Origin of the sequence: Sphingopyxis sp. OAS728 (assembly GCF_014873485.1) — a bacterium.
Lineage (GTDB): Bacteria > Pseudomonadota > Alphaproteobacteria > Sphingomonadales > Sphingomonadaceae > Sphingopyxis.
In genome coordinates, this window is sequence record NZ_JADBDT010000001.1 from 1,998,377 (window position 1) to 2,025,012 (window position 26,636).

General features: G+C 65.8%; 28 protein-coding genes. 13 read left to right on the forward strand and 15 right to left on the reverse strand.

Features of this window, described 5'->3' with window-relative positions:
- The first annotated feature begins 37 nt into the window (after positions 1-37).
- The 5 genes from GGC65_RS09175 to GGC65_RS09195 all read left to right on the forward strand — a co-directional run bounded on the left by GGC65_RS09175 (position 38) and on the right by GGC65_RS09195 (position 4,872).
- Entirely contained in the window at positions 38-514 is a 477-nt protein-coding gene (locus GGC65_RS09175; protein ID WP_192646870.1) for a GreA/GreB family elongation factor, read from the forward strand.
- Positions 511-690, forward strand: a complete 180-nt coding sequence (locus GGC65_RS09180; RefSeq protein WP_062177561.1) for a hypothetical protein — start codon at positions 511-513, stop codon at positions 688-690. The genes GGC65_RS09175 and GGC65_RS09180 overlap by 4 nt, the downstream gene beginning before the upstream one ends.
- 6 nt (positions 691-696) lie before the next feature.
- Positions 697-1,875 carry an NAD(P)/FAD-dependent oxidoreductase gene (locus tag GGC65_RS09185; RefSeq protein WP_192646871.1) on the forward strand — a complete coding sequence of 393 codons (1,179 nt, stop codon included), beginning with the start codon at positions 697-699 and terminating at the stop codon, positions 1,873-1,875.
- Positions 1,876-1,942: 67 nt separating this feature from the next.
- On the forward strand, positions 1,943-3,787 hold the full coding sequence (locus tag GGC65_RS09190) for a DEAD/DEAH box helicase (RefSeq protein ID WP_192646872.1): 1,845 nt from the start codon (positions 1,943-1,945) through the stop codon (positions 3,785-3,787).
- 98 nt (positions 3,788-3,885) lie between these two features.
- The gene (locus tag GGC65_RS09195) at positions 3,886-4,872 is read left to right on the forward strand and encodes a quinone oxidoreductase family protein (protein WP_192646873.1); all 987 of its coding nucleotides are present in this window, start codon (positions 3,886-3,888) and stop codon (positions 4,870-4,872) included.
- A 117-nt stretch (positions 4,873-4,989) separates the two neighbouring features.
- Here the strand turns inward: GGC65_RS09195 and fghA are convergent, their stop codons facing one another.
- Both fghA and GGC65_RS09205 read right to left on the reverse strand, forming a co-directional pair.
- Complete coding sequence (gene fghA, locus GGC65_RS09200) at positions 4,990-5,838, reverse strand: S-formylglutathione hydrolase (RefSeq protein ID WP_192646874.1); 849 nt, start codon at positions 5,836-5,838, stop codon at positions 4,990-4,992.
- Positions 5,839-5,920: 82 nt separating this feature from the next.
- Positions 5,921-6,673 (reverse strand): SDR family NAD(P)-dependent oxidoreductase, encoded by a 753-nt coding sequence (locus GGC65_RS09205; RefSeq protein WP_192646875.1) that lies wholly within the window; start codon positions 6,671-6,673, stop codon positions 5,921-5,923.
- A 122-nt stretch (positions 6,674-6,795) separates the two neighbouring features.
- Between GGC65_RS09205 and GGC65_RS09210 the strand changes: the two genes are divergently transcribed.
- Complete coding sequence (locus tag GGC65_RS09210) at positions 6,796-7,704, forward strand: LysR family transcriptional regulator (RefSeq protein ID WP_192646876.1); 909 nt, start codon at positions 6,796-6,798, stop codon at positions 7,702-7,704.
- Here the strand turns inward: GGC65_RS09210 and GGC65_RS09215 are convergent.
- The 4 genes from GGC65_RS09215 to GGC65_RS09230 all read right to left on the reverse strand — a co-directional run bounded on the left by GGC65_RS09215 (position 7,701) and on the right by GGC65_RS09230 (position 10,692).
- Positions 7,701-8,201 carry a prolyl-tRNA synthetase associated domain-containing protein gene (locus GGC65_RS09215; protein WP_192646877.1) on the reverse strand — a complete coding sequence of 167 codons (501 nt, stop codon included), beginning with the start codon at positions 8,199-8,201 and terminating at the stop codon, positions 7,701-7,703. The genes GGC65_RS09210 and GGC65_RS09215 overlap by 4 nt on opposite strands.
- 9 nt (positions 8,202-8,210) lie before the next feature.
- Positions 8,211-8,591, reverse strand: coding sequence for a VOC family protein (locus GGC65_RS09220; protein ID WP_192646878.1), 381 nt, complete (start codon positions 8,589-8,591; stop codon positions 8,211-8,213).
- A gap of 56 nt (positions 8,592-8,647) precedes the next feature.
- On the reverse strand, positions 8,648-9,508 hold the full coding sequence (purU, locus tag GGC65_RS09225; protein WP_192646879.1) for a formyltetrahydrofolate deformylase: 861 nt from the start codon (positions 9,506-9,508) through the stop codon (positions 8,648-8,650).
- Between the two features lie 71 nt (positions 9,509-9,579).
- Positions 9,580-10,692, reverse strand: a complete 1,113-nt coding sequence (locus tag GGC65_RS09230) for an S-(hydroxymethyl)glutathione dehydrogenase/class III alcohol dehydrogenase (RefSeq protein WP_192646880.1) — start codon at positions 10,690-10,692, stop codon at positions 9,580-9,582.
- Positions 10,693-10,792: 100 nt separating this feature from the next.
- Between GGC65_RS09230 and GGC65_RS09235 the strand changes: the two genes are divergently transcribed.
- Both GGC65_RS09235 and GGC65_RS09240 read left to right on the forward strand, forming a co-directional pair.
- A complete protein-coding gene (locus GGC65_RS09235; protein WP_192646881.1) occupies positions 10,793-11,686 on the forward strand; it encodes a LysR family transcriptional regulator in 894 nt (297 codons plus the stop codon).
- A gap of 75 nt (positions 11,687-11,761) precedes the next feature.
- Entirely contained in the window at positions 11,762-12,085 is a 324-nt protein-coding gene (locus GGC65_RS09240; protein WP_192646882.1) for a hypothetical protein, read from the forward strand.
- A 129-nt stretch (positions 12,086-12,214) separates the two neighbouring features.
- On the opposite strand, the gene GGC65_RS09245 is transcribed toward GGC65_RS09240, so the two are convergent.
- The 7 genes from GGC65_RS09245 to GGC65_RS23715 form a co-directional block, all read right to left on the reverse strand.
- A complete protein-coding gene (locus GGC65_RS09245; RefSeq protein WP_192646883.1) occupies positions 12,215-13,594 on the reverse strand; it encodes an L-serine ammonia-lyase in 1,380 nt (459 codons plus the stop codon).
- A gap of 111 nt (positions 13,595-13,705) precedes the next feature.
- Entirely contained in the window at positions 13,706-14,320 is a 615-nt protein-coding gene (locus GGC65_RS09250) for a superoxide dismutase (protein ID WP_192646884.1), read from the reverse strand.
- 98 nt (positions 14,321-14,418) lie between these two features.
- Positions 14,419-15,987: a cisplatin damage response ATP-dependent DNA ligase gene (locus GGC65_RS09255; RefSeq protein ID WP_192646885.1), complete on the reverse strand. Its 1,569-nt coding sequence runs from the start codon at positions 15,985-15,987 to the stop codon at positions 14,419-14,421.
- Complete coding sequence (locus GGC65_RS09260) at positions 15,984-16,997, reverse strand: ligase-associated DNA damage response exonuclease (RefSeq protein ID WP_192646886.1); 1,014 nt, start codon at positions 16,995-16,997, stop codon at positions 15,984-15,986. Before GGC65_RS09260 ends, GGC65_RS09255 begins: the two co-directional genes overlap by 4 nt.
- On the reverse strand, positions 16,997-18,424 hold the full coding sequence (locus GGC65_RS09265; protein ID WP_192646887.1) for a UdgX family uracil-DNA binding protein: 1,428 nt from the start codon (positions 18,422-18,424) through the stop codon (positions 16,997-16,999). The genes GGC65_RS09260 and GGC65_RS09265 overlap by 1 nt, the downstream gene beginning before the upstream one ends.
- Positions 18,421-19,671, reverse strand: coding sequence for a putative DNA modification/repair radical SAM protein (locus GGC65_RS09270; RefSeq protein WP_192646888.1), 1,251 nt, complete (start codon positions 19,669-19,671; stop codon positions 18,421-18,423). Before GGC65_RS09270 ends, GGC65_RS09265 begins: the two co-directional genes overlap by 4 nt.
- Before the next feature lie 76 nt (positions 19,672-19,747).
- Positions 19,748-21,295, reverse strand: a complete 1,548-nt coding sequence (locus tag GGC65_RS23715) for a sensor histidine kinase (protein ID WP_192646889.1) — start codon at positions 21,293-21,295, stop codon at positions 19,748-19,750.
- A gap of 208 nt (positions 21,296-21,503) precedes the next feature.
- On the opposite strand from GGC65_RS23715, the gene GGC65_RS09280 reads away from it, so the two are divergent.
- Positions 21,504-22,298, forward strand: a complete 795-nt coding sequence (locus tag GGC65_RS09280) for a response regulator (RefSeq protein WP_192646890.1) — start codon at positions 21,504-21,506, stop codon at positions 22,296-22,298.
- A gap of 9 nt (positions 22,299-22,307) precedes the next feature.
- Here GGC65_RS09280 and GGC65_RS09285 read toward each other — a convergent pair whose 3' ends face one another.
- Entirely contained in the window at positions 22,308-22,862 is a 555-nt protein-coding gene (locus GGC65_RS09285; protein ID WP_225941107.1) for a sigma-70 family RNA polymerase sigma factor, read from the reverse strand.
- Between the two features lie 268 nt (positions 22,863-23,130).
- Here GGC65_RS09285 and GGC65_RS09290 point away from each other — a divergent pair, with 268 nt between their 5' ends.
- The 4 genes from GGC65_RS09290 to GGC65_RS09305 all read left to right on the forward strand — a co-directional run bounded on the left by GGC65_RS09290 (position 23,131) and on the right by GGC65_RS09305 (position 26,051).
- Entirely contained in the window at positions 23,131-23,385 is a 255-nt protein-coding gene (locus tag GGC65_RS09290) for a NepR family anti-sigma factor (protein ID WP_225940751.1), read from the forward strand.
- The gene (locus GGC65_RS09295) at positions 23,385-24,020 is read left to right on the forward strand and encodes a sigma-70 family RNA polymerase sigma factor (protein ID WP_192646892.1); all 636 of its coding nucleotides are present in this window, start codon (positions 23,385-23,387) and stop codon (positions 24,018-24,020) included. Before GGC65_RS09290 ends, GGC65_RS09295 begins: the two co-directional genes overlap by 1 nt.
- Positions 24,021-24,088: 68 nt before the next feature.
- Positions 24,089-25,267, forward strand: coding sequence for a PQQ-dependent sugar dehydrogenase (locus GGC65_RS09300; RefSeq protein WP_192646893.1), 1,179 nt, complete (start codon positions 24,089-24,091; stop codon positions 25,265-25,267).
- Positions 25,268-25,277: 10 nt separating this feature from the next.
- The gene (locus GGC65_RS09305; RefSeq protein ID WP_192646894.1) at positions 25,278-26,051 is read left to right on the forward strand and encodes an esterase/lipase family protein; all 774 of its coding nucleotides are present in this window, start codon (positions 25,278-25,280) and stop codon (positions 26,049-26,051) included.
- Here GGC65_RS09305 and GGC65_RS09310 read toward each other — a convergent pair.
- Complete coding sequence (locus tag GGC65_RS09310) at positions 26,030-26,548, reverse strand: GNAT family N-acetyltransferase (protein ID WP_192646895.1); 519 nt, start codon at positions 26,546-26,548, stop codon at positions 26,030-26,032. The two genes, GGC65_RS09305 and GGC65_RS09310, sit on opposite strands and share 22 nt — an antisense overlap.
- Positions 26,549-26,636 lie beyond the last annotated feature (88 nt).

Consider the following 26,636-nt stretch of genomic DNA (forward strand, 5'->3'; position numbering starts at 1 on the left):
GTGGCCCAGGGGCGACCCTTCAATCAGGAAAGAGACGATGAGCGTAGCCTTTCGCCGCGAAAGCGACGACGAACATAAGGAACCCGAGTTCGAGCTGCCGATCCCCGTCGGCGCAAACCTCGTGACCCCGCGCGGGCTGCGTCTGCTTGGCGAAGAGGTCGCGCGGATCGAGACCGAGATCGCGGCAACCGGGGATGAGGACACACGCAAGAAGTTGCAGCGTCGCCTCCGCTATTTTCACACGCGGCAAGCAACCGCCGAGGTGCAGATGCCGCCCGAGGATGGCAGCGTCGGCATCGGCAGCCGCGTGACGTACCGGCTGAACAAGGCCGAAAAGACGATCACCATAACCGGGCACGACGAGGCCGACCCGGCTCACGGCCACATTGCCTTTTCCGCCCCGCTCGCCCGCGCGCTGATGGGCGGCGAGGCCGGCGAGAGCGTCGAATATCAGGACCGCGAGGATGCGATTGCGATCCTCGCCGTCGAAGTGGATCCCGAGACGCAGGCATGAAAGACAAGTTCGAACGCCACAAACAGCCGTGGACCCCGGCCGAAATCGACAAGCTCCACACCCTCGCCAAAAAGGGGATGGCGCTGAAGGCCATCGCCAAGGCGCTGACGCGCAGCGAGGAATCGGTGAAGGTCCGCGCCAAGGCCGACGGCCTGTCGATCGCAAAGCTGCACTGAGCCACCATGCCCGCAACCGAATTTGACGCCATCGTGCTGGGTGCCGGCGCGGCCGGGCTGATGTGCGCCGCGGTCGCGGGCGCGCGCGGCCGCCGTGTGCTGCTGCTCGACCATGCCGATGCGGTCGGCAAGAAGATCCTGATTTCGGGCGGCGGTCGCTGCAACTTCACCAATGTGAACACCGCGCCCGATCGCTTTCTGTCGGCGAACCCGCATTTCGCGAAATCGGCGCTCGCGCGCTACACCCCCGCCGACTTCATCGCGCTCGTCGAGCGCCACGGCATCGCCTATCATGAAAAGACGCTCGGCCAGCTCTTCTGCGACGGATCGGCGAAAGCCATCGTCGCGATGCTGCTCGAAGAAGCCGCGAAAGCCGGCGTCGACGTCCGCACCGGCCAGCCGGTGAGCGATGTCACCCACGCCGATGGCAAATTCACCGTCCGCTTCGGCGACCAGAGCTTCACCGCCCCCGCCCTCGTCATCGCCACCGGCGGACCGTCGATCCCCAAGATGGGGGCGACCGGTTTCGCCTACGACCTTGCGCGCCAGTTCGGCCTCAAGGTCGTCGAACCGCGCCCTGCGCTCGTCCCGCTCACGCTCGGCGGCGACGATGTCCTGTTTCGCGAGCTGTCGGGAATCGCCGCACCGGTCGAAGCGCGCGCGGGCAAGGCCACCTTCCGCGAAGCCGCGCTGTTCACGCATCGCGGCCTCTCGGGCCCCGCGATCCTGCAGGTCAGCAGCTATTGGCGCCACGGCGAGCCCGTAACGATCGACCTGTTACCCGATGCGCCGAAGGGCTGGCTGCTCGATACCAAGCGCACCCGCCCGCGCACCACCCTGCGTGCCGCCCTCGGGGCGCTGCTCCCCGACCGACTCGCCGAAACGCTTGCCGAACGCCTCGCGCTTCCCGGCGAACTCGGCGCCCAGACCGACCGCAAGCTCGCCGATGCAGAGGCGCGGCTCGCGGGCTGGATTTTCCGTCCGAACGGCACCGAAGGCTTCGCCAAAGCCGAGGTCACCGTCGGCGGAATCTCGACTGCAAACCTATCCTCGCAAACAATGATGGCCAAAACCGTCCCGAACCTCTATGCGGTCGGCGAAGCCGTAGATGTCACAGGGTGGTTAGGCGGCTATAATTTTCAATGGGCCTGGGCCAGCGGACACGCTGCCGGACAGGTGATTTAAGCCCATTGAGCCCCTTTTCCGTCGGCCCGTCACCGCACCGGTGACCGCCCATATTATTGAGATATAAATGCCTTTCGAAAATCTTTCCCCCGTCCTTTCGGACGCCCTTGTCGCGCGCGGCTATGAAGCGCTCACCCCCGTCCAGACGCAAGTCACCGAAGGCGAAGCCAAGGGTCGCGACCTGCTCGTCTCGGCGCAGACCGGCTCGGGCAAGACCGTCGCCTTTGGCCTCGCGATGGCCGACGAGCTGATCGAGGACGGCCGCCTGCCCTTCGCAACCTCGCCGCTCGCGCTGATCGTCGCGCCGACGCGCGAACTCGCGCTGCAGGTCAGCCGCGAACTCGGCTGGCTCTATGCCAAGGCCGGCGCGCGCATCGCGACCTGCGTCGGCGGCATGGACGCCAGCAAGGAACGCCGTGCGCTCGGCCAGGGCGTGCAGATCGTCGTCGGCACCCCGGGGCGCCTGCGTGATCACCTCGAACGCGGCGCGCTCGACCTCACCGCTCTCCGCGTCGCCGTGCTCGACGAAGCCGACGAAATGCTCGACATGGGCTTTCGCGACGACCTTGAGGAAATCCTCGACGGCACCCCCGCGACGCGCCGCACGTTGCTCTTCTCGGCGACGCTCCCGAAGCCGATCGTCCAGCTCGCCAAGCGTTACCAGCAGGATGCGCTGCGCATCTCGACAGTCGGCGAAGACCGCGGCCATGGCGACATCGCCTATCAGGCGGTGACCGTCGCCCCCGCCGACATCGAAGGCGCGGTCGTCAACCTGCTCCGCCTCCACGATGCCGAAACCGCGATGCTGTTCTGCGCGACGCGCGACAATGTCCGCCGCCTCCACGCCAGCCTCGTCGAGCGCGGTTTCGCCGCGGTCGCGCTGTCGGGCGAGCATAGCCAGAATGAGCGCAACGCCGCACTGCAGGCGCTGCGCGATCGCCGCGCCAAGGTTTGCGTCGCAACCGACGTCGCCGCGCGCGGCATCGACCTGCCGACGCTGAGCCTCGTCATCCACGTCGAAATTCCGCGCGACGCCGAGGCGCTCCAGCACCGTTCGGGCCGCACCGGCCGCGCGGGCAAAAAGGGCACCGCGGTCATCATCGTCCCCTATCCGCGCCGCCGCCGCGTCGACGGCATGCTGCGCGGTGCACGCATCGAAGCCGAATGGATGGATGCCCCGACCGCAGCCGACGTGCGCAAGCGCGATCAGGAACGGCTGATGGAAAAGCTGCTTACGCCGGTCGAGCATGAGCCCGAGGATATCGAACTCGCACAGCGCCTGATGGCCGAGCGCACCCCCGAGGACATCGCCGCGTCGCTCGTGCAGGCGCACCGCGCGCTGATGCCGCCGCCCGAGGATCTGCTCGACAACGGCCCGCGCGGCCGCGACCGGCCCGAACGCGGCGAGCGCGGCGAGCGGTTCGAACGCCCGGAACGCGGCGGCGCCGACCGCCGCGAAGGCTTCGAGGACAGCGTCTGGTTCCGCCTCAACATCGGCCGCCACCAGAATGCCGACCCGCGCTGGATCCTGCCCCTGCTCTGCCGCCGCGGCCATGTGAGCAAGAATGAGATCGGCGCGATCCGCATCGGTCCCAAGGAAACGATGTTCAACATCCCGCGCGGCATTGCCGACCGCTTCATGGAAGCGGTGCAGCGTAGCGCCAATGCCGATGGCGAGGATGACAGCGGCGTCGCGATCACGCCCGCACCCGACGGCCCGACCTATCCGCCGCGCCGCGACAAAGGCGGCCATGGGGGTCCTCGCGATGCAGGCCCGCGTGGTCCGCGTGGTCCGATGCGCGCAGGCCCCGGCGGCGACCGCGGCCCGCGTGGTCCCGGTGGTCCGGGTGGCAACACCGATCGCTACAAGCCCAAGCCCTACGGCCAGCGCAGCCCGCGCCGCCCTAAATGAGCTGATCCCCTCCCCTTTGCGGGAGGGGCTTTCACCGCACCGCCCTTGCGCTCTACTGTCCGGCCCACCAGATGGACCGGACAGCAGGAGAGCGGCGCATGCGAGCAATCGAAGCCTTTATCGAAAGCCAGGGCGGACCCGAGGTCATCGATTGGCGCGAGGTGACGCTCGGCGAACCCGGCCCCGGGCAGGTGCTGCTCCGCCAGACCGCGGTCGGGCTCAATTATCTCGACACCTATCACCGCGACGGCACCTACCCCGTTCCGCTGCCGAGCGGCCTCGGCGTCGAATCGGCGGGTGAAGTGATCGCGGTTGGCCCCGACGTCCATGGCTTCCAGCCCGGCGATCGCGCCGCGACCTTTGGCCCCGAACGCAATGCCTATGCGAGCGCGCGGCTGGTCGGCGCGGCCTCCCTGTTCAAACTCCCCGCCGATATCGAGGACGAAACCGCCGCCGCCGCGCTGCTCAAGGCGTGCACGGTCGAGATGCTTGTCGAGCGCTGCGCGAAGGTCGAGGCAGGATCGACCGTGCTCGTCCATGCCGCCGCGGGCGGGGTCGGGCTGATCCTCGTCCAGTGGCTGAAGGCGATCGGCGCGACCGTGATCGGGACCGTCAGCACCGAAGCCAAGGCGCATGCCGCGCGCGAAGCCGGCGCCAACCATGTGCTGATGTACAAGAGCGACGATGTCGCCGCGCATGTCCGCGAAATCACCGATGGTCAGGGCGTGCCGGTCACTTTCGACGGCATCGGCATGGCGACATGGGAGGTGTCGCTCAAAGCCACCGCACGGCGCGGGCTGATCGTCAGCTATGGCAATGCCGGCGGCCCAGTCACAGGGGTCAACCTTGGCGTCCTCGCGCAGCACGGCTCGCAGTTCGTGACGCGTCCGACCTTGTTCGACTATTATCTCCACCCCGGCGAACGCGCCGCGGGCGCGGCGCGCGTGTTCGAGATGATCGAGAGCGGCGCGGTCCAGATCACGGTTGGCCAGCGCTACGGGCTACAGGATGCCGCGCGGGCGCATGCCGATTTGCAGGCCGGGCGGACGACGGGATCGACGTTGTTGATTCCGGAGCACAACTAAACCCCTCCCGCCCGCGGGAGGGCAGCGAGACTTGCGAGCTTGCTCGCTAGTCGCAGCGGGGAGGGTTAGTGCCGTTATACGCCCTCCCCCAACCCCTCCCTAAAGGGAGGGGAGTAACTACGCCTTCAACCGCTCCGCATGCCACGCGACATGCTCGGCCAAAAAGGTCGAGATGAAATAATAGCTGTGGTCATACCCCGGCTGCATGCGGATTTCGGCTTTCTGTCCCGCCGCTTCGCACGCCTCGACCAGCAAGTGGGTCTTGAGCTGCTCGGCCAGGAAATTATCGGCGTCGCCCTGATCGACGAGCAGGTCGGGCACACGAAGCCCCATCGAAAGCAGCGTGCAGGCGTCATAGGCGCGCCAATTCTCGCGGTTGTCGCCGAGATAATTTCCGAGCGCCTTTTCGCCCCACGGACATTGCAGCGGCGCGACGATCGGCGAAAAGGCCGACACCGAGCGGAAACGGTCCTGATTGCGAAGGCCAATGGTCAGCGCGCCGTGCCCGCCCATCGAATGGCCGGTGATCGCCTGCCGCGTCAGGTCGGCGCTCGCGAAATTGCGCAGGATCAACGAGGGCAGCTCATCCTCGATGTACGAGCGCATCCGGTAATTCTTGGCCCAGGGCTCCTCGGTCGCATCGACATAGAAGCCCGCGCCCAGCCCGAAATCCCACGCCGCTTCGGGATCATCGGGCACCCCCTCCCCGCGCGGGCTGGTGTCGGGCGCGATGAAGATCACGCCATGTTCGGCGCAAGCGGCGCGATATTCGCCCTTCTCCATCACATTGGCGTGGGTGCAGGTCAGCCCCGACAGATACCAGAGCACCGGAAGCTTGGCGCCCGGCGCATGGTCGGGAACGAACACCGCAAAGGTCATGTCGGTGCCGGTAACGGTGCTCGCATGCTTGTACACGCCTTGCGTGCCGCCACGGCTGCGAACGGTGGAGAGGGTTTCGATAGGCATGCCGCGTTTGTGCCGCGCGCAAGCCAATGGCGCAACCCCGCCGTCCTTGCGGACGACGGGGCCGGGCGACATTTTGGGTCGATCAGATCTGGGCGAAGCCGCCGTCGACGAACAGTTCGGCGCCGTTGACGTAGCTCGACGCATCCGAGGCGAGGAACACCGCGACCTTGCCGATTTCGCGCGGATCGGCGAGGCGGCCGAGCGGGACGCCGGCGGCGAGACCGCCCTCAAGGCCTTTCCATTCCTCTTCGGTCGAGGTCAGGCCTTTGAGTCCCGGGGTCTCGGTCGCGCCCGGCGCGATCACATTGACGCGGATCTTGCGATCCTTGAGGTCGAGGATCCAGTGGCGGGCGAAGTTGCGGATCGCCGCCTTCGTCGCGCCATAGACGCTGAACGCGGGCAGCGCCTTGATCGCGCTCGTCGAGCCGGTGAGGATGATCGACGCCCCGTCGCGGAGCAGCGGCAGCGCCTTTTGCACCGTGAACAGCGTGCCCTTTACATTGAGGCCGAAGGTGCGGTCGAACTCTTCCTCGGTGATTTCTCCGAGCGGCTGGAATGCGCCGCCGCCGGCATTGGCGACGAGGATGTCGATCGGCGCGCCATGCTGCTGCACGACGTCATAGAGGCGATCGAGGTCGGCGAAGCTGGTGACGTCGCCCTGCACGCCAATGGCGCCGTGGCCGATCGCCTTGACGGCCGCGTCGAGTTCTTCCTGGCGGCGGCCGGTGACGAAAACCTTGGCGCCCTGTGCAGCGAGTTCCTGCGCGATGCCGAGGCCGATGCCGCTGTTCCCGCCGGTGACGACGGCGACTTTGCCCGTGAGATCATAGGTCATGGTCATTCTCCTTTGCGTGGGCGGCAACCGTTCGCCGTCCGATGAGGAGGAGATAGATCCGCAACGATCTGACCTGTAGCCGGCAATATTGACACTCATCGTTCCAAAGATAGAACGATGATATGCAGGACTTCAACGATCTGCGCTATTTCGATGCCGTGGTGACGAACGGAGGCTTCGCCCCCGCGGGCCGCGCGCTGCGCCTGCCCAAGTCGAAACTCAGCCGACGCATCGCCGCGCTCGAAGAGCGGCTGGGCGCGCGCCTGATCGAACGGTCATCGCGGCGCTTTCGCGTCACCGACATCGGCCTCGCCTTTCACGCGCAGGCACAGCTCGCGGTGGCCGCCGCCGAGCGGGCCGAAGCGCTGGTCGAGGCGAGCCTCAGCGAACCCCGCGGCACCGTGCGCATGTCGTGCCCGACCGGGCTCGTATCGATCGTCGCCGATCTGCTCCCCGATTTCCTCGCGCTCTATCCCAAGGGGCATGTGCAGATCGTCGCCGCCGACCGCCCGGTCGACATCATCGCCGAACGCATCGACGTCGCGCTCCGCGTGCGGGTCAAGCTCGACAGCGATGCCGCGCTGACGATGCGCACGCTTGCGCACAGCCGCCGCATCCTGATCGCCAGCCCCGCGCTTGCCAATCGCATCGCCGGCCGCGGGATCGACGTATTGGGCGAGGTGCCGACGCTGAGTTCCTCGGGCGAGGATGGCGAGGTGTTGTGGCGGCTCGAGGGGCCTGCTGGCGAGCCGCGTGACATCCGCCACACGCCGCGCCTCAGTTGCGGCGATTTCTCCGCGATCCGTAGCGCCGCGGTCGCAGGGCTCGGCGTCGCTATGCTCCCCGACCATGCCTGCGCCGGCGAGTTGCGCAGCGGCGCGCTTGTCCATGTTCTGCCCGAATGGCGGAGCGAGGACGGGATCGTCCATCTTGTCTTCACCACCCGCACCGGACTGCCGCCGCTCGTCCGCGCGTGGATCGACCATTTGGCGAAGGGCTTCAAAAACCCCGACCTGTTCGGCGAGCGTTAGGCCGGCTGGATCGGAATCGACGCCACTTGCGGCTCATGCCCCCAATGGCGCAGCAGGTCGAGGACCGCTGTGCCCGACAGGCCGAGCGTTGCGGTGTTGCGCAGCGGGTGGACATTGACCGTTTCGGCCGCAGCAAGCGCGTCGTCGAGCACCACCGTGATGCTGCCCGGCTCCGCATTGATCGCGGCGAGCGGTGTCACCGACCCGGGCGCGATGCCCAGCAATCGCTCCATATCGTCGGCCTTGCCGAAACTCACGCGCTTGCTGCCGATCGCGGCGGGCAGCGCCTTCAGGTCGACGCGCGCTTCGCCCGGGACGGTGACGAGCCAATAGGCGCCGCCATTGTCCTTGAGGAACAGGTTCTTCGTGTGCGCCCCCGGTATCGCGGCGTTCACTTCGTCGCTCTCGGCGACGGTGAACACCGCGACATGTTCATAGGCGGCGAAGGGGATGCCGAGCGCATCCAGATCGGTCAGCAATCCCGCTTCGCCGCGCATGACCGGTCCTCAGACGACGCGATGCAGCGCGCAGAGCTTGTTGCCCGACGGATCGCGCAGATAGGCGAGGTACATCGCACCGAACCCGCCTTCGCGGATGCCCGGCGGGTCTTCGATCGAGGTGCCGCCATTGGCAACGCCCGCGTCGTGCCATGCTTTCGCCTGCTCGGGACCTTCCATCGCGAAGCCGATCGTGCAGCCGTTGCCGACCGTCGCCGGCTCGCCATCGATCGGCGTACCGACAAGGAACAGCCCGCCATTGTGCATATAGATCAGGCGGCCCTTGTCGTCCTGGATCGCGGGCTTGCCGCCGATCGCCTGAAAGGTCGCGTCATAGAATTTCCGCGCGGCCTCGATGTCGTTCGCACCGACCATATTGTGACTATACATTGGCTTCCGCTCCTCCTGATTATGGTTGCGATTCGGGACCTATCTTGCCCCCGTGACTAACGGAAGACCACCGTCTTGCGTCCGTCGATCAAAACGCGCTGTTCGGCGACCCAGCGCACCGCGCGCGCCAGCACCTGCGCCTCGGTATCGCGGCCGATGCGGATCAGTTCGTCGACGCTGTCGCGATGGTCGACGCGTTCGACCGCCTGTTCGATGATCGGCCCCTCGTCGAGGTCGCTCGTCACGAAATGCGCGGTCGCGCCGATCAGCTTCACGCCGCGCTCCTGCGCGCGGTGATAGGGTTTCGCGCCCTTGAAGCCCGGCAGGAAGCTGTGGTGGATATTGATGCAGCGCCCCGACAGCTTCGCCGACAGATCCTGCGAGAGCACCTGCATATAGCGCGCGAGGACCAGATATTCGGCGCCGCCGCGCGCCATGACGTCGAGGATCGCGGCCTCCTGCGCTTCGCGGTTTGCGTCGCTCACCGGCAGGTAATGGAACGGCACGCCATGCCATTCCGAAAGCCGCCGCTGCGCCTCATGGTTCGAAACCACGCCCACGATGTCGATCGCAAGATTGCCGGTCGACCAGCGATGGAGGAGATCGTTCAGGCAATGACTGCCCTGCGACACCGCAATCACGAAGCGCGGCTTGGCGGCGCGATCGCTGATCCGCGCGTCCATGGCAAAGCGCGTGATGATCGGCGCAAAGGCTTCTTCCACCCCGGCCAGTCCCTCGGGAAAACGCTCGCCCGCGCCGCGAAACTCGACGCGCATGAAAAAGCGCCCGGAGTCGAGATCGGCATATTGCTGGCTGTCGAGGATGAAGCCGTCGCGCTCCGCCAGCAGCCCGGTCACGGCGGCCACGATGCCCACCGCGTCGACGCAGCTGAACGTCAGGACATAGGGTCCGCTCACTTCGTCACTCCCTCACCCGTCTTCCGCCAAAGCGCATGGCGGAAGAAGGGCACGGCGGGAAGGCGAAATCGTCAGAAAACGACGACGCTGCGGATGCTCTCGCCCGCGTGCATCAGGTCGAAACCCTTGTTGATCTCTTCCAGCCCCATGACGTGGGTGATCATCGGGTCGATCTCGATCTTGCCGGTCATATACATGTCGACGATCTTCGGCACGTCGGTGCGGCCCTTCGCGCCGCCGAAGGCTGTGCCGCGCCAGTTGCGTCCGGTGACCAGCTGGAACGGACGCGTCGCGATTTCCTTGCCCGCCTCGGCAACGCCGATGATGATCGAGGTGCCCCAGCCGCGGTGGCAGGCCTCCAATGCGATGCGCATCACTTCGGTATTGCCCGTCGCATCGAAGGTGTAGTCGGCGCCGCCGTCGGTCATCGCGACGATCGTCGCGACGACATCCTCGCGGCTCATGCCCTTCGAATTGAGGAAGTCGGTCATGCCGAACTTGCGGCCCCATTCCTCGCGGTCGGGGTTGATGTCGACCCCGATGATCTTGTCGGCGCCCGCCAGCCGCGCGCCCTGGATCACGTTGAGCCCGATACCGCCAAGGCCGAAGACGACGACATTGTCGCCGACCTGCACCTTCGCGGTGTTGATGACCGCGCCGACGCCGGTGGTCACGCCGCAGCCGATATAGCAGCTCGACTGGAACGGCGCGTCCTCGCGGATCTTCGCGACCGCGATCTCGGGCAGCACGGTGAAGTTCGAGAAGGTCGAGCAGCCCATATAATGAAAGATCGGCTGGCCCTTGTAGCTGAACCGCGTCGTGCCGTCGGGCATCAGCCCCTTGCCCTGCGTCGCGCGGATCGCGGTGCAGAGGTTGGTCTTGCCCGAAAGGCAGCTTTTGCACTGGCGGCATTCCGGCGTGTAGAGCGGGATCACATGGTCACCGGGCTTCACGCTGGTGACGCCCGCGCCGACCTCGCGCACCACGCCCGCGCCCTCATGCCCCAGCACGCTCGGGAAGATGCCCTCGCTGTCGAAGCCGTCGAGCGTATAGGCGTCGGTATGGCAGATGCCCGTCGCCATGATCTCGACCAGCACCTCGCCCGCCTTCGGGCCTTCGAGGTCGAGTTCGACGATTTCGAGCGGCTTTTTCGCTTCGAACGCAACGGCGGCGCGGGTCTTCATGGGAATGCTCCTCACGGAAAAATGGATTGCGCCCGCTGTACACCGATCCAAAGCGCGATAAAGGGGCCAATCGGCAATATATTATCCCAGAGGTGAGATAATGAGCGCATGGGAGGGCATCGACGAGATCGTCGCGATCGCCGACGCGGGCAGCTTCGTCGCGGCGGCGGCGCGGCTCGGCACCTCGACCTCGCACATCAGCCGCGCGGTGATCCGGCTTGAGAACCGCATCGGCGCGCAGATTTTCGTTCGCACGACGCGCCGCGTCGTCCCGACGCCCGCGGGCCGCACGCTGATCGAGCAGTTCCGCAGCCTCATCGCCGCACGCAACGACGCGCTGTCGGCGGTCAGCGACGACGGCGCGCCGCGCGGCGAGGTGCGGATGACCTGCTCGATCGCAATGGGCGAGCGCTTCGTCGCACAGATCGCGCGCGACTATGCCTTCGCCTTTCCCGACGTGACGGTGACGCTCGAACTCACCAACCGCGTCGTCGATCTGCTCGCCGAGGGCTTCGACCTCGCGATCCGCACCGGCACGCTGCCGGACTCAGGACTGGTCGCGACGCGCATCGCCTCGCGCAGCCTCTATCTCTGCGCCGCGCCCGCCTATCTCGCGCGCGCCGGGACGCCCGTATCGATCGACGACCTCGCGCGCCACGAATGCCTGCTCGGCACCGCCCCCGCCTGGCATTTCCGCGCGCAGGGCAAGGAAATCACCCACCGCCCCGCCGGCCGCTGGCGCTGCAACAGCGGCACCGCGGTCACCGAAGCCGCGCTCGCAGGCCACGGCGTCTGCCAGCTTCCCGATTTCTATGTGATGCCGCACCTGCAGAGCGGCGCGCTCGTCTCGCTCCTCGACCCGCTCCGCCCGCAAGAGGAACCGATCTGGGCAGTCTATCCGCAGCGGCGACACCTGCTGCCGAAGGTGCGGCTGCTGATCGACAAGCTGCGCGAGGAATTGCCGGGGGCTTTGTCGCGGAGTGGAACGGCCTAGTTTTCTAAAACGATTAAATGGGCTGAAAACTGAATATTCCGCCGCTAAGCTACGGCAGTATGCGGAGGCACCAAAATGACTTTCAACCTGCTCTTTTGGAAGTGGTCAGAAGAATTCGACACGCCAGCGAAGCGAAAGAAGAGCGGTATTAAATTTGGTAGCATAGCGGCGCAATTCGTGATTTCGGGCGATCATCCTGCGATCGGGAATGGTGACATCGCTTCATTCCGAGCGGCACTGGACGTGGAATTTGGTGGCGATCAGGATAATCGCCCTTTTGTTGTTGAAGACTACGGCAAGTGCGCTGTGATTAACTATCCCAATGCGGTCAGGTTCGAGCTAGTCCCCAAAGTCGCGGGCATTGGAAAGCGATTTGGGCTGAATTCGGCTGAGTTTTGAAGGAAATTATTACCGTCGATCGTTTCCGGACTTTCGTCATCCCGGACTTGATCCGGGATCCATTATTCCGACGCTGGTGTGAATGGCCCCCGGATCAAGTCCGGGGTGACGATGAAAAGAATGCCGTCCTCAACACTCCACCACACTAACCGCCAGCCCGCCCTTCGACGTTTCCTTATATTTGTCGCGCATGTCGCGGCCGGTTTGCAGCATCGTCGCGATCACCGTGTCGAGGCTGACGACATGCGTGCCGTCGCCGATCATCGCGATGCGGCTCGCGTCGATCGCCTTGATCGCACCCATCGCGTTGCGCTCGATGCACGGGATCTGCACCAGCCCGCCGATGGGATCGCAGGTGAGGCCGAGGTTATGCTCCATGCCGATCTCGGCGGCATTCTCGACCTGCGCGTTGGTGCCGCCGAGCGCGGCGGTCAGCCCCGCCGCGGCCATCGAACAGGCGACGCCGACCTCGCCCTGGCAGCCGACCTCGGCGCCCGAGATGCTGGCGTTGCGCTTGTAAAGCGCACCGACCGCGCCCGCCGCGAGCAGGAAGGTGCGCACCCCCGCGGCGTCGCCGCGATAACCGCGCCGGTAGAAGCGGATCACCGCCGGGATGATCCCCGCCGCGCCGTTGGTCGGCGCGGTGACGACCTTGCCGCCCGCGGCATTTTCCTCGTTCACCGCCATCGCCCACAGGTTGATCCAGTCCATCATCGCGAGCGGGTCGATCAGATTGGTTTCGTGGCGGCCCCGGATATCGTCGGCGATCTGCGGCGCGCGGCGCTTGACCTTGAGCCCTCCGGGCAGAATGCCCGTGCTCGAACAGCCCGCATCGATCGAGGCATCCATCGCCTCGGCGATCGCATCGATACCCGCCGTCACCTCGTTCGGCGGGCGGTGACGCACTTCGTTGGCGAACATCATTTCGGCAAAGCTGAGGCCCGACGCCTTGCCCATCGCGATCAGGTCGGCGCCCGAGGTGAAGGGATAGGGCAGTTCGACTTCATCCTCGGCGCCGCGGCTGTTGCGCCCTGCCTCATCCTCATCGACGACGAAGCCGCCACCGATCGAGAAATACATGCGCTTTGCCAATATCTCGCCGTCGCCGTCGCGCGCCGTGAAGCTCAAGGCATTGCTATGGAACGGCTGGCGCTGGCGCATCTGGAAATGCAGGTCGCTTTTCGGCTGAAACCGTACCCGCTGCCGCCCGAGCAAATAGATAAAGCCCTCGCTCTCCGCCCGGTCCCAATGCGCCTTGATCGCGGCGAGGCTGGTCGAGGCGGGGATCTCGCCCGCGAGCCCCGCGACCACCGCGGTGTCGGCGGCGTGGCCCTTCCCGGTCAGCGCGAGCGAGCCATAAAGGTCGGCCTCGACATGCACGGTCCCGGTGAGCAGGCCCTGCTCGTCGAGCCATACGGTGAAACGCCGCGCGGCAACCATCGGGCCCACAGTATGCGAGCTGGAAGGACCGACACCGATTTTGAAGAGTTCGAACAGGCTGATCGTCATGGCGGCCCTATAGGAGAAGGCGGACGATCCCGATAGGCCCGCGCGGGCCAATTTTCGTTACGGCAAAGAGGAAAATCCTCCCCATGCCGAACATGGGGGAGGATCGTGGCATTATGCCGGATAGGTCCAGGTCGTATCGCGCGCGAAATTCTCGGCCGCGAAATCCCAGTTGAGCAGTTCGTCGACCACCGCGTCGACATAGGCCGGGCGCAGATTTTTGCGGTCGATGTAATAGGCATGTTCCCACACGTCGATCACGAGGATCGGCTTGATGCCCGCAACCAGCTCGGTGCCCGCATCATGCGTGTCGGTAACCGACAGCTTGCCGTCGCGCGAGACGAGCCACGCCCAGCCCGACGCGAAATGATTGACTGCGGTTTCCTTGAGCTTCTTCTTGAGCTCGTCGAGCGAACCGAAATCACGTTCGATCGCGGCGAGCAGCTCATCCTTCGGCGCGGTCTTCGACGGGCTCAGGCTTTCCCAATAAAAGGCGTGGTTCCACGCTTGCGCGGCGTTGTTGAACAGGCCCTTGTTACCCGATCCTTCGGCGTGATGGACGATTTCCTCGAGCGGCTTCGACGCCAGCTCGGTGCCCTCGATTGCGGCGTTGGTCTTGTCGACATAGGCCTTGTGATGCTTGCCATGATGGGTCGCCAGCGTGTCGGCCGAAATATGCGGCTCCAGCGCGTCCTGAGCGTAAGGCAGGGGAGGATGGGCGATCGTCATGGCAGTCTCCATTTTGTTTTTGAGGGGGTTTGCGGCCTTTAACTCGGTATCGGAGCCATCGGTTGCAACCCCGTGACGCCAATTTTTCCGGCTAATTTTCAGGTCACCATAGCCTGCAAGGTCGCAATCCGGTCGGCCTCTTCGGCGGGTTTGTCGCGGCGGATGCGCGAAATGCGCGGAAAGCGCATCGCGAGCCCCGACTTGTGGCGCTTGCTGCTGTGGATCGAATCGAACGCGACTTCGAGCACGAGCGATTTCTCGACCTCGCGCACCGGGCCGAAGCGGTTTAGCGTGTTGTCGCGCACGAACTTGTCGAGCCACTTCAATTCCTCGTCGGTGAAGCCCGAATAGGCCTTTCCCACGGGTAGCAATTCGCCCGCCTCCGACCAGCAGCCGAAGGTATAGTCCGAATAGAAGCTCGCGCGGCGTCCATTGCCCCTTTGGGCGTACATCATCACGCAGTCGGCGGTGAGCGGATCACGCTTCCATTTATACCAGAGCCCGGCGCGGCGGCCCGCGACATAGGGCGCATCGCGGCGCTTAAGCATCACCCCCTCGATCGCGGCATCGCGCGCACCCGCGCGGCGCTCGGCGAGCTCGTCGAAGTCGGTCGCCTCGATCACCTGCGACAGGTCGAAATGACTGTCGGCGAGCCGCGGCACGAACGCCTCCAACTGCCGTCGCCGTTCGGTCCACGGCAGACCGCGCAGATCGTTGCCGTCGACCGCGAGCAGATCATAGACCCGGACGAACGCCGGATAATCGGCGAGCATTTTCTTCGACACGACCTTGCGCCCGAGCCGTTGCTGGAGCGCGTTGAAGCTCGCCGCCTCACCCCCCTGCACCTCGCCGCGCACGAGCAGTTCGCCGTCGATCACCGCGTCCTGATCGAACGCCGCGATCAGTTCGGGAAACGCCCCGCTGATCTCCTCGCCGCCGCGGCTGTAGATGCGCGTTTCGCTGCCTCCGCGGACAATCTGGACGCGGATGCCGTCCCATTTCCACTCGGCGGCATAGTCGGCAAGGTCGACGCTCTCCTCTTCGAGCGGATGCGCGAGCATGAAGGGGCGGAAGAAAGCGACGTCGGCGAGATCGGGCCGCTCCGCCCTGCCCTCGCCCCATGCGAACAACGGTGCATAGGGCGGCGGGATCGCGTGCCACAGTTCCTCGACATCGTCGACGGGCACATCGAACGCCTGCGCAAACGCCTGTTTCGCGAGCCGCGCCGACACCCCGACGCGCATGCCGCCAAGCGCGAGCTTCAGCAGCGCATAACGCCCGTCGGCGTCGAGCTGGTCGAGCAGCGAGGCGACGACGGCGGGGGCGTCGCTGCGGCTCGCGGCGGCAAGTGCGTCGACCGCCTCCGACACGCTGAGGCTGGCCTTCCTTCCCGGCGCGTCGGGCCAGAGCAACGCCGCGGTCTCGGCAGTATCGCCGACGAAATGCCGCGACAGGCGGAACAATTCTTCATCGACCCGGGTCGCGAGCAGCGCCCGCACCGTCCCCGCCTTCACCGCCGGAAAGTCCAGACTCTCGGTCAGCGCCGCGATCGCCCAGCCACGGTCGGGATCGGGCGTGTGTCGCAAATAATCGACGATCAGCGCCAGCTTCGAATTGCGCGAGCGCGTGTAGATCAACCGGTCGATCAGGGCCGCGAAGCGCTTCACGCCTCTTCCTCCAGATCGCGACCCACCAGATGCAGCGCGCGCGCTTTGCGCTGATGCAATTCGCACCAGCGGAGCAGCCCATCCTCGCTGCCATGGGTGATCCAGCTCTCTTTAGGGTTCACCTCCGAAATCGTCGTCGTCAGCTCGTCCCAATCGGCATGGTCCGAGATGACGAGCGGCAGTTCGACCATCCGCTGCCGCGCGCGCTGGCGCACACGCATCCACCCCGATGCCATCGCGGTCACCGGATCGGGCAGCCGCCGCGACCAGCGATCATTGAGCGCCGACGGCGGTGCGAGCACGACCTGCCCCGCCATCTCGGCCTTGTCGGTTTCAGACACCAGCCGCAGTTCGCCGAGATCAACACCGTGCGCCGCATAAAGCTGGCACATGCGTTCGAGCGCGCCGTGGATATAGATCGGCGCGTTCCAGCCAGCACCGCGCAATTCGGCAATCACGCGCTGCGCCTTGCCCAGCGCATAGGCGCCGACGAGCACCGAACGGTCGGGCTCGGCGCGCACCGCGCCGATCAGCTTGGCGATCTCTTCGCCCGTCGGCGGATGGCGGAACACAGGCAATCCAAAGGTCGCCTCAGTGATGAAAATATCGCACGGCACCACCTCGAAGGGCGTACAGGTCGGGTCGGCGCGGCGCTTATAGTCGCCGGTGACGACGATCCGCTCGCCCGCATATTCCATCAGGATTTGCGCGCTGCCGAGCACATGGCCCGCGGGATGGAAGGAAAAGCGCACCCCGCCGCGCTCGAAGCCGTCGCCATATTCATACGCCTGATTATGGCTCGCCTCGACATCGACGCCATAGCGCAGCGCCATGATTGCGAGCGTCTCGGGCGTCGCGAACACCGCGCCATGGCCGCTGCGCGCATGATCGGCGTGGCCGTGCGTCACCGCCGCGCGCTCGACGGGGCGCGAGGGGTCGATCCACAGGTCGGCGGGCTTCACATAGATGCCGCTCGGCTGCGGCTCGATCCAGGTCTTCGCCTTCGCCATCAGGCGGCAAGTTCCCGCGCACGGATCAGGTCGGCGACAAACATCGCCCGCTCTTCGGCGGCGCGTTCGCGATCGGGCAGGCGCAACAGGAAGGACGGGTGGATCGTCGCGATCAGCTTGCCGCCTCCCTCCAGCTCATGCGTTGCACCGCGCATCGACTTGATGCTCGCGCTCTTGCCCGTCACGCCGCGCAGCGCGCTCGCACCCAATGTCACGATCAGGTCAGGCTGGATAAAAGCCCGCTCCTTGTCGAGCCACCAACCGCACATATCGATCTCGCCCGTCGTCGGATTCTGGTGCAGCCGCCTTTTGCCGCGCGGTTCGAATTTGAAATGCTTGACCGCGTTGGTGAGGAACAGCCGCGTCCGGTCGAGCCCGGCTTCCTCCAGCGCCTCGTTCAGCACCTGCCCCGCGGGTCCGACGAACGGCCGCCCCTGCAAATCCTCCTGATCGCCCGGCTGTTCGCCGACCACCATGATCCGCGCTCGCTCGGGCCCCTCGCCCACCACGCCCTGCGTCGCGTTGCAATAGAGCGGGCAGCGCGTGCAACGATCGACCGCGCGCGCGACGTCGCCCAGCGTCTTCACATCGTCGTCGAGGAGCAATTCGTCGGGCACGCGCGTCCGCCATTTGTCGGTCAGGGGGTTCGCCAAGGAAACGGCCGCTTCGCGCATGCGTTCCACCCGCGCCTCGGCGCCCGCGAGCAACGGCGCGATATCCTGTGCCTCGGGCAGGTTCTTCCAATATTTCTTCGGCATCTCGGCGCGCATCGCATCGATCTTCACCCGCGCGGGGTTGAAGATCGCACCATAATAGGTCCGCCACTGATCCTCGACGACATCGCTGCCCGGCACCTCGCCCTTCGTCCCGCCGGGGCCGTAAGTCAGCGCCTCATTCTTCCAGATCGCGCGCGCGTCCGGCGTCACGATCGCCCAGTCCATTCCGTAGAAGCGCCGCTGAAAGAAGGGCGCGGTCAGCCGCAGGATGCGATGCGACGGCTCGAACCACGCCGCGAAACTCTCACGCCCCGCTTCCTCGCCCAGCCGGCGGAAGCGTACGAAGGCGTGCATCTTGTGGACGTCGCGGCGGACCGCCTTGTCGGCCTTGCGGAGCCAGTCGACCTCGGCATCGGTCGTGCGCGCGAGCAATTGCCGGTCGCGCGCCGCGCGCCAGATGATCCGGTACAGCCGCGCCGGAACCTCGGGGTCACGATGACAGATCACCCGCTCGGCGATTTCGAGCAATTCGCGCGGCAACGACACCGCGCCCGCGGGCGCCCCGACCGTCTCGTCACCGAATAGCGATGCGCCTTCCTCGCTCCCGCGCCAACTCACATCCTCGGGCGCGACGCCACTCGCAAGCAACCCCCGCGCGGCGCTTCGCCATTCGGCGAAATCGCCGGGCTCGGCGAGCACCACCTCCCTCACAGCGCGAGCGCCAGCTGCTCCGCCGGCGGCGCGAAGCGTGCGCGGAGGTCGGCGCTGTCGGTGAGCTTGCCCGGCCGCCAGTCGGGCGTGACGATAAACGGCAAAACCTTCTTCACCGACGCCGTCAGCTTCGCGAGGTCGCCGAGCCGCAGCTTCCCCAGCCGCCGCGCCGCGACGATGCGATCGACTGCGCGCGTCCCCAGCCCCGGCACGCGCAGCAGCAGTTCGCGCGGCGCGCGGTTGATGTCGACCGGGAAGGCCTCGCGTCGCTGGAGCGCCCACGCGAGCTTCGGATCGATCGCGAGGTCGAGCATGCCGCCGCTCGCGCCCTCCATGATCTCGGCGCGCTCGAAGCCATAGAAGCGCAGCAGCCAGTCGGCCTGATACAGCCGGTGCTCGCGCATCAGCGGCGGGCGCACCGGCGGCAGGTCGCGGCTCGCATCGGGGATCGGGCTGTACGCCGAATAATAGACACGGCGGAGTTGATAGCCCGAATAGAGGTTCGTCGCGGTTTTCAATATATCATCGTCGCGTGCCGCATCGGCCCCGACGATCATCTGCGTCGATTGCCCTGCGGGGGCAAAGCGCGGCGGCATCGCCTTGCCGATCAGCCGGCTCTTCGCGGCTTCGATCGCATCCTCGGCACCGACGCGCACCGACGCCATCGTCTTGCGGATCGTCTCGGGCTTCTTTTCGGGCGCGAAGCTCGACAGCCCCGCCTCGGTCGGCAGTTCGACATTGGTCGACAGCCGATCGGCATAAAGCCCCGCGAGCGCGATCAGCCCCGGATCCGCGCCGGCAATCGTCTTCAAATGGATATAGCCGCCGAAACGATGCTCTTCGCGCAGGATGCGCGCGACCTCGATGAGCTGCTCCATCGTATAATCTTCGGACCGGATGATCCCCGATGACAGGAACAGCCCCTCGATATAATTGCGCTTGTAAAAATCGAGCGTCAGCGTGACGACTTCCTGCGGGCTGAAGCGCGCGCGCTCGACATTGCTCGACGCGCGGTTGATGCAGAAGCGGCAGTCGTAGATGCAGAAATTGGTCAGCAAGATCTTGAGCAGCGAGATGCAGCGCCCGTCGGGGGCATAGCTGTGGCAAATGCCCATCCCCTCGGTCGACCCGATACCCTTGCTCTGGGTCGAATCGCGCTTCACCGTCCCCGACGACGCGCAGGACGCATCATATTTGGCGGCATCGGCCAGCACGGCCAGCTTTTCCAGAATCGGTTTGGCGGACATGCCCCATGTCTAGCATGGGAACATAGAGAGAACAAATCACCCCGTCGCGTTTACGCGACAAATTGCCTCGCCGCGTTTACGCCTCGCGCCATTTGGCGGGCAGCGCGATTTCGACCACCAGCCCCGACGGCTCCCAGTGACGCGTGATCGAGCCGCCCAGGTTGTTACGCACGCTGCGTTCCATCAGCAGTGTGCCGAAACTGGTGCGGTCGGGCGCCCCGACCAGCCCCTGCGTCCCGGTTTCGGTCCAGGTCAGCCGGAATGTCCGGGGCTCGCTGCCCTCGGGATCCTGCGTCCAATCGACCTCCACGCGCCCGCCGTCCGCCGCCAGCGCGCCATGCTTGACCGCATTGGTCGCGAGCTCGTTGAACACCAAGGCCATCGCGACCAGCGCATTTTCGGGCAGGAGCAGGTCGGGTCCCGACCAGCGAATGCGCGGAAAGGCTGCCTCGACCTCGCGCATCAGCGCGTGCATCGACCCGGTCATGAAATTGGCACCGAGCAGGACATTCTGCGCGCGGTTGAGCGCGTCCAATCGGCTGCTGATCCGCTCGACATAATCGTCGACGTCGCGCGCGGCGTGACGGGTGAGCGAGATGATCGCGCTGACCGTCGCGAACAGGTTGCGCATCCGGTGGTGCAATTCGCGCATCAACAGGTTCGAATTTTCCTGCCGGCTTTTCTGTTCGGTGATGTCGATGCTGACCCCGGTCAGCATCGCGTCGTCCGACCGCACATCCCAGTCGCCGCGCACCGCGTTCCAGCGCACACCGCGCTCGGGGTTAAGGACGCGATATTCGGCCGCATAGGGCGTGCCGTGCGCGATCGCTTCCTCGAGGATCACGCGGAGCGCCGCGCGGTCGTCGGGATGCACCAGATCGAAGAAGCCGTTGCCGGTCGCCAGCATCGCCTGATATTCGGAGCCCCATAATTCGGCACCGGCGCCCTGCGTGCTGAGCCGGTCGGTGCGCGGATCATATTGCCATGAGGCTATTCCTGAAAAATCGAGCGCGCGCTCGAGCGTGCGGCGCGCCTCGTCGCGCTCGGCGCTGATCCGGCGCAGGTCGGCCTCGGCCATGATGATCCCGGCGAAATCTTCCAGCCGGGCGAGGTCGATGTCGGTCAGCGCTGCGCGCACCTCACGGTCGATCACGCACAAGCTGCCGAGAATGGCGCCATTATAGGCGCGCAGCGGTACCCCGGCATAAAAGCGGATATGGAGGTCGCCGGTGACCAGCGGGTTATCCTGAAAGCGCGGATCACCGAGAACATCGGTGACCATCACCGGCCGCTCCTCGGCGATGACATATTGGCAAAAGCTCAACTCACGGGGCGTTTCTGGTGTGTCGAGGCCATAGGCCGATTTGAACCATTGGCGGCAATCGTCAACCAGCGAGACCAGCGCGATCGGCACGTCGAACAGTTCGGCGACCATTTTCGTCACCCGGTCGAACCCCGGCTCGGGCGCCGTGTCCATGATCCGATATTCGCGCAATGTGTCGAGACGCAGCCGTTCCGCCCGTACTGCCCGCTCGTCTTCCCCGTCCGCCAACTCGCGCCCCTCGCTTCCTGTCGACGCCGCTGAACCCGCATCGCCGATCGCCCCGGGCCGCTGCTCTGCCATGAATATGGTCCCTACAAAAGCATGACGGCTCCGTCATATGGAAAGTGGTGATATTCCACTTACTTACGCCGCAACCTCCTCGCGTCCCGGCTGACTCTACGCACCGCTAAGCGACAAGTTGCAGCGGCAGCGCGGCCTTTTCGTCACAACGCCGCGGAACCGACCTCCGCCGGGGCGCGTATGAATGGCCTCAAGAGGGAGCATTTTAATGACATTGGGTGAAGAAATTCGCGGACATCTTCCCTTTCTGCGCCGCTACGCGCGCGCGCTGACCGGCAGCCAGCAACATGGCGACAATTTCGTGCACACCACGTTGGAAGTGATCGTCGCGGCGCCCGATGAATTCCACAGCGGTGACGGCACCCGGATCGACCTCTACCGCAATTTCCACCGTATCTGGGAAAGCGCCTATATCGACGAGGGTGAAGACGCCGACGAAGGCGAGCATCCGCTCGTCCGCGCGGCGCACCAGCGCCTGGTCCAGATCACCCCGCTCGGCCGCCAGATCCTGCTGCTCACCGCGCTCGAGGGCTTTTCGGTCGAAGAGGCCGGGCTGATTACGGGCACCGACGGCGAGACCGTCGAAACTTTGCTCGCCGATGCCGTTGGCGAACTCGACCGCGAATCGCGCACCTCGGTGCTGATTATCGAGGACGAGCCGCTGATCGCGATGGAACTCGAACAGATCGTCCGCGACCTCGGCCACCGCGTTGCCGGAATCGCGGCGACGCATGAGGATGCCGTTGCGGCTTTCGAAGCGACCGATGCCGGCCTCGTCCTCGCCGACATCCAGCTCGCCGACGGATCGTCGGGGATCGACGCGGTGCAGGACATATTGGCGATCGCGCCGGTGCCGGCGATCTTCATCACCGCCTTCCCCGAAAAGCTGCTGACCGGCGGCCGCGTCGAACCGACCTTCCTGATCTCCAAACCGTTCCGCGAAAACACCGTCCGCGCCGCGATCAGCCAGAGCCTGCTCTTCACGCCGCAACTCGCGGCATAGGGCGACCTCTTAATCCCCCGCGGGACCGTTCGCGGTCAACTGGTCGACATTGTCCATGATCGTCCGGAAGGCTTCGCTCGACGGCATAACGTCGGCGCTGCGCCGCGGCATTTCGCCGCTGTCCAGGATCGCCTGCAACGCCGCGCGGCCGCGCGATACGCGGCTTTTCATCGTGCCGACGGCGCAGCCACAGATCGCCGCGCCTTCCTCGTACGACAGCTGCCCCGCACCGATCAGCACCAGCGCCTCGCGCTGGTCGACGGGCAGCTGCATCAGCGCGCGCTGCACATCGGCGAGATGGAGGCTGTCGTCCTGGTCGTCGGGCGCGACAAGCAACCGTTCGGCCGCCATCTCGTCATATTCGGCGGTGAATTTCTTGCGCCGCATCTGCGACAGGAAACAGTTGCGCAGGATGACGAAGGCCCAGCTCTTCATGCTGGCGGGGCCCGGCACATATTGCGCGCGCGCCTTCCACGCCTTCAGCATCGTCTCCTGCACCAGATCGTCGGCGAGGTCGGCATTGCCCGTCAGGCTGCGGCCGAACGCGCGCAGGTGCGGCAACATCGCCGCGAGTTCACGCTTGAAGCTGGCATCGTCGAGCGGTTGGGGCGTTTCGTCGCTGGTCACACGGTCCTGATCGGTTGGGCACGGTGAAGCGCCGCTGAATGAGCAACGGGCTTAGCCGGTTGAATCCCTTATGGGAACCCAAAGCACGCTCAGGCGAAAAGAGCGGCTCCCCCCGCGCGCCTCTCCCTGTGCTTTTGGCGCAACACCGTTCGTCGCAAAATACGATGGCATGGGAACCAGCGGCGGGTTTCGTCGTTGCTCCACCATGGCTACGCAAGGCAACAACAGGATGAACGGCAAGGGCACCCCGCACCCGATCACCGATGCGCCGCATCGGGGACAGGGAAGTTTCCCCGGCACGAACGGCGATCAGTGGCACCGCACGCTCACCGGTCGCCAGGCCCCCGAACCCGTGGGCGCGAAATTGCGCATGATTTACGGCAACATCGTCGCCGAACGCCTGCCCGACAATATGCTAGACCTACTTTCCCAGCTCGATCAGAAAAGCTCGAAGCAATAATGACCGCACCAAGCGCAGCTGCATCGCAGCCGCAGGCCGACACCCTGTCGGATGGCGAATTCAAGACGCTGCTCGCTGGTGTCATCCCGCATCTGCGCGCCTATGGCCGCAGCCTGTCGGGCAATCCCGATCTCGCCGACGATCTGACGCAGGACACGATGGTCAAGGCGTGGGCGTCGCGCGAGCGCTTCGAGCGCGGCACCTCGATCAAGGCGTGGACCTTCGTCATCCTCCGCAACACTTTCCTCTCGCAGATGCGCCGCAACAAGTTCGTCGGCGAATATGACGAGACCGCGGTCGAACGCACCATGTCGACCCGCGCTGCGCAAGAAGACAGCGGCGAGATGGCCGACCTCCAGCGCGGGCTGATGGAATTGCCGCAGGACCAACGCGAGGCGCTGATCCTCGTCGGTGCCGGCGGGCTGTCGTACGAGGAAGCCGCGAGCATTTGCGACTGCGCGCTCGGCACGATGAAAAGCCGCGTGTCGCGCGCGCGCGCCGCGCTCGAGGAAATCATGAACAGCGGCCATTTTTCGCAAAAGCGCGCCGATGCCCCGCCGGCGAGCGAGGCGGTCGACGCGATCATGGACAGCGTCGAGACGATCACCGCGCGGCGCGAAGCGGCGAACCGCTAAGCCCTCTCGACTTTGCGACATCGGCGCGTCAGAACGGCGCGTCCTTCCCCAGCAAAGCGAGCCACCGTATGAAAAACCTGCCGCATATTGCCTTGATCGCCGCGCTTGCCGTCGCCGCCTGCTCCGCCGCGCCCGCGTCGACCGAAGCCGCGCCCGCCGACACCGCCAAGCTCGACGCATCGGGCGCGCAGCCCGCGACGCCGCTCGCCGACGCGCCCTTCACGGTCAAGGAAGTCGCGAGCTTCAACGAACCCTGGGCGATGACCTTCGTCCCCGGCACGCGCGCCGCGCTGATCACCGAGAAATCGGGCAAGCTCAAACTCTGGCAGGAAAGCGGCTCGACACTCGACGTCGCGGGTGTGCCCGCGGTCGCCTATGGTGGCCAGGGCGGGTTCGGCGATGTCATCGTCGCGCCCGACTTTGCGACCAGCGGCACGATTTATTTGAGCTGGGCCGAGGCCGGCCCGGACAAGACCTATGGCGCCGTCGTCGCCAAGGCGAAGCTCAAACAGGGCGCCGCGCCCGCACTCGAGGGGCTCCAGATCATCTGGAAACAGGATCCGAAGGTCCCCGGCCAAGGCCATTATTCGCACCGCCTCGCCTTCTCGCCCGACGGCAAATATCTCTTCATCGGATCGGGCGAGCGCCAGAAATTCGATCCCGCGCAGGATATGAAGGCCAATCTCGGCAAGATCCTCCGCCTCAATCCCGACGGCAGCGTCCCCGCCGACAATCCCTTTGCGGATCAGGGCGGCGTCACCGCGCAAATCTGGTCGCTCGGCCACCGCAATATCCTGGGCCTCGCCTTCGACGGCACCGGCAAACTCTGGAATCAGGAAATGGGACCGAAGGGCGGCGACGAGGTCAACGTCGTCGAAGCCAAAGCCAACTACGGCTATCCGATCGTGTCGAACGGCGATCATTATGACGGCAAGGATATTCCCGACCATCCGACGCGCCCCGAATTTGCAGCGCCCAAGCTCTGGTGGAACCCCGCGGTCTCCCCCGGCGGGCTCGCCTGGTATGGCGGCGACATGTATCCCGGCTGGAAGAACAGCCTGCTGATGGGCGCGCTCTCGGGCGAAGGGCTGATCCGCATGGCCGTCGACGGCGACACGGTGCACAAATCCGACCGCTGGGACTTCGGCCAGCGCATCCGCGAGGTCGAGGTACGCGACGACGGGTCGATCTGGCTGCTCACCGACGGCGAAGACGGCAAGCTGGTGAAGCTCGTCCCGAAACGGTAAAGGCGGCCGCATGATCCGCGGCTTCCTCACCCGGCGCGCCGAATGGCCCGCGCGCATCCCCGATCCCGACGCGCTGCCGCCGCTGGCGCTATTGTGGCGCGAGATCGGGTCGCTGGTGCGCGCGCTCGGCGGCCGCATCCGCCCGATGCCGCCCGAACCCAATCCCGACAGCGAGCATCCGCCGGTGATGGTTCTCCCCGGCTTCCTGTCGGGCGACTGGGCGACCAAGGCACTCCGCGCCGACCTTCGCCGCGCGGGTTTCCGCTGCTACGCTTGGGGCCTCGGCTTCAACCGCGGCGCGACCGCCGACATCATCGACCGTATCGATACGCGCGTGCAATGGATCATCGACCGCACCGGCTATGCCCCCGCGCTCGTCGGCTGGAGCCTTGGCGGCATCTATGCGCGCGAATATGCCAAGCATCACCCGAACAAGGTCGCGCGCGTCGTCACGCTCGGCTCGCCCTTTTCGGGCAGCCGCCGCGCCAACCGCGCGTGGCGCCTCTACCACCTCGTCGCGCGGCACCCGGTCGACAACCCGCCGATCGACTTCCACCCCGCGCCGCGCCCCGAAATGCCGACCTTTGCACTCTGGTCGAAGCATGACGGCGTCGTCGCGGTCAGCAGCGCGCGCGGCCAGCCGCACGAAAGCGACCGGCAGGTCGAGGTCGACTGCGGCCATATGGGCTTCGCCTATGCGCCCACCTCGGTCGCCGCGATCGCCAAGGCGCTGACCGAAGAGGTCGGCACCGACGCGCCCGTTCAGCAGACATCGATGCGATAGGCGGGCGCCGCGCGCCAAGCCAGCAGCATCCGCCCGGGCCGCCGCCCCATCAGCCCCGTCGGCACAAAGCCGACGCGGCGCAGCAGCGCGCGCGACCGGTCATTGTCGGGATGACATTCGGCGACGACCGAACAGCCGGGCCGTGATGAGACGAGCGCTTCGACGACCGCGCGCACCGCTTCGGTCGCAATGCCCTTGCCCCGCGCCCGCGCCGCAAACCAGTAACCGATCTCATATTCTTGGGCTCTGCGGCGATGGACGCCGATCACGCCGTTGAGGTCGAGGCCATGTTCGTCGCGCACCGCATGGAACACATCGCCGCCGCCCGATCCCGCGATCAGCGCGCGGGCGTCGGCCTCGGTGAAGGGCGCCGGCAGGAAATGGACCTGCGACGTCACCGTTTCGTCGGTGATCGCGGACAAGGCGCGCGCATCGTCGGCAAACAACGGCGTGATGCGGCAATGGTCGGTCGACAGGGCAAGCAAGGTATCGGTCATGTCGCGTCTTCTTCAAAAGCGCGCGCCGCAACCGGGGTTTCTGGTCTGATGATGTAGTGACAACCATTCGCCTTCCGGACACGGCGGC

Bases quoted from the DNA above. Each gene is read 5' to 3' on its own strand.
- GGC65_RS09305 (WP_192646894.1), top strand. From the start codon at position 25,278: ATGATCCGCGGCTTCCTCACCCGGCGCGCCGAATGGCCCGCGCGCATC.
- GGC65_RS09235 (WP_192646881.1), top strand. From the start codon at position 10,793: ATGAGCGCATGGGAGGGCATCGACGAGATCGTCGCGATCGCCGACGCG.
- GGC65_RS09205 (WP_192646875.1), bottom strand. From the start codon at position 6,673: ATGACCTATGATCTCACGGGCAAAGTCGCCGTCGTCACCGGCGGGAAC.
- GGC65_RS09250 (WP_192646884.1), bottom strand. From the start codon at position 14,320: ATGACGATCGCCCATCCTCCCCTGCCTTACGCTCAGGACGCGCTGGAG.
- GGC65_RS09285 (WP_225941107.1), bottom strand. From the start codon at position 22,862: ATGTTGCCGCACCTGCGCGCGTTCGGCCGCAGCCTGACGGGCAATGCC.
- GGC65_RS09185 (WP_192646871.1), top strand. From the start codon at position 697: ATGCCCGCAACCGAATTTGACGCCATCGTGCTGGGTGCCGGCGCGGCC.
- GGC65_RS09290 (WP_225940751.1), top strand. From the start codon at position 23,131: ATGGCTACGCAAGGCAACAACAGGATGAACGGCAAGGGCACCCCGCAC.
- GGC65_RS09280 (WP_192646890.1), top strand. From the start codon at position 21,504: ATGACATTGGGTGAAGAAATTCGCGGACATCTTCCCTTTCTGCGCCGC.
- GGC65_RS09300 (WP_192646893.1), top strand. From the start codon at position 24,089: ATGAAAAACCTGCCGCATATTGCCTTGATCGCCGCGCTTGCCGTCGCC.
- GGC65_RS09195 (WP_192646873.1), top strand. From the start codon at position 3,886: ATGCGAGCAATCGAAGCCTTTATCGAAAGCCAGGGCGGACCCGAGGTC.
- GGC65_RS23715 (WP_192646889.1), bottom strand. From the start codon at position 21,295: ATGGCAGAGCAGCGGCCCGGGGCGATCGGCGATGCGGGTTCAGCGGCG.
- fghA (WP_192646874.1), bottom strand. From the start codon at position 5,838: ATGCCTATCGAAACCCTCTCCACCGTTCGCAGCCGTGGCGGCACGCAA.
- GGC65_RS09295 (WP_192646892.1), top strand. From the start codon at position 23,385: ATGACCGCACCAAGCGCAGCTGCATCGCAGCCGCAGGCCGACACCCTG.
- GGC65_RS09210 (WP_192646876.1), top strand. From the start codon at position 6,796: ATGCAGGACTTCAACGATCTGCGCTATTTCGATGCCGTGGTGACGAAC.
- GGC65_RS09240 (WP_192646882.1), top strand. From the start codon at position 11,762: ATGACTTTCAACCTGCTCTTTTGGAAGTGGTCAGAAGAATTCGACACG.
- GGC65_RS09220 (WP_192646878.1), bottom strand. From the start codon at position 8,591: ATGTATAGTCACAATATGGTCGGTGCGAACGACATCGAGGCCGCGCGG.
- GGC65_RS09260 (WP_192646886.1), bottom strand. From the start codon at position 16,997: ATGGCGAAGGCGAAGACCTGGATCGAGCCGCAGCCGAGCGGCATCTAT.
- GGC65_RS09245 (WP_192646883.1), bottom strand. From the start codon at position 13,594: ATGACGATCAGCCTGTTCGAACTCTTCAAAATCGGTGTCGGTCCTTCC.
- GGC65_RS09270 (WP_192646888.1), bottom strand. From the start codon at position 19,671: ATGTCCGCCAAACCGATTCTGGAAAAGCTGGCCGTGCTGGCCGATGCC.
- GGC65_RS09230 (WP_192646880.1), bottom strand. From the start codon at position 10,692: ATGAAGACCCGCGCCGCCGTTGCGTTCGAAGCGAAAAAGCCGCTCGAA.
- GGC65_RS09215 (WP_192646877.1), bottom strand. From the start codon at position 8,201: ATGCGCGGCGAAGCGGGATTGCTGACCGATCTGGATGCGCTCGGCATC.
- GGC65_RS09310 (WP_192646895.1), bottom strand. From the start codon at position 26,548: ATGACCGATACCTTGCTTGCCCTGTCGACCGACCATTGCCGCATCACG.
- GGC65_RS09175 (WP_192646870.1), top strand. From the start codon at position 38: ATGAGCGTAGCCTTTCGCCGCGAAAGCGACGACGAACATAAGGAACCC.
- GGC65_RS09180 (WP_062177561.1), top strand. From the start codon at position 511: ATGAAAGACAAGTTCGAACGCCACAAACAGCCGTGGACCCCGGCCGAA.
- GGC65_RS09190 (WP_192646872.1), top strand. From the start codon at position 1,943: ATGCCTTTCGAAAATCTTTCCCCCGTCCTTTCGGACGCCCTTGTCGCG.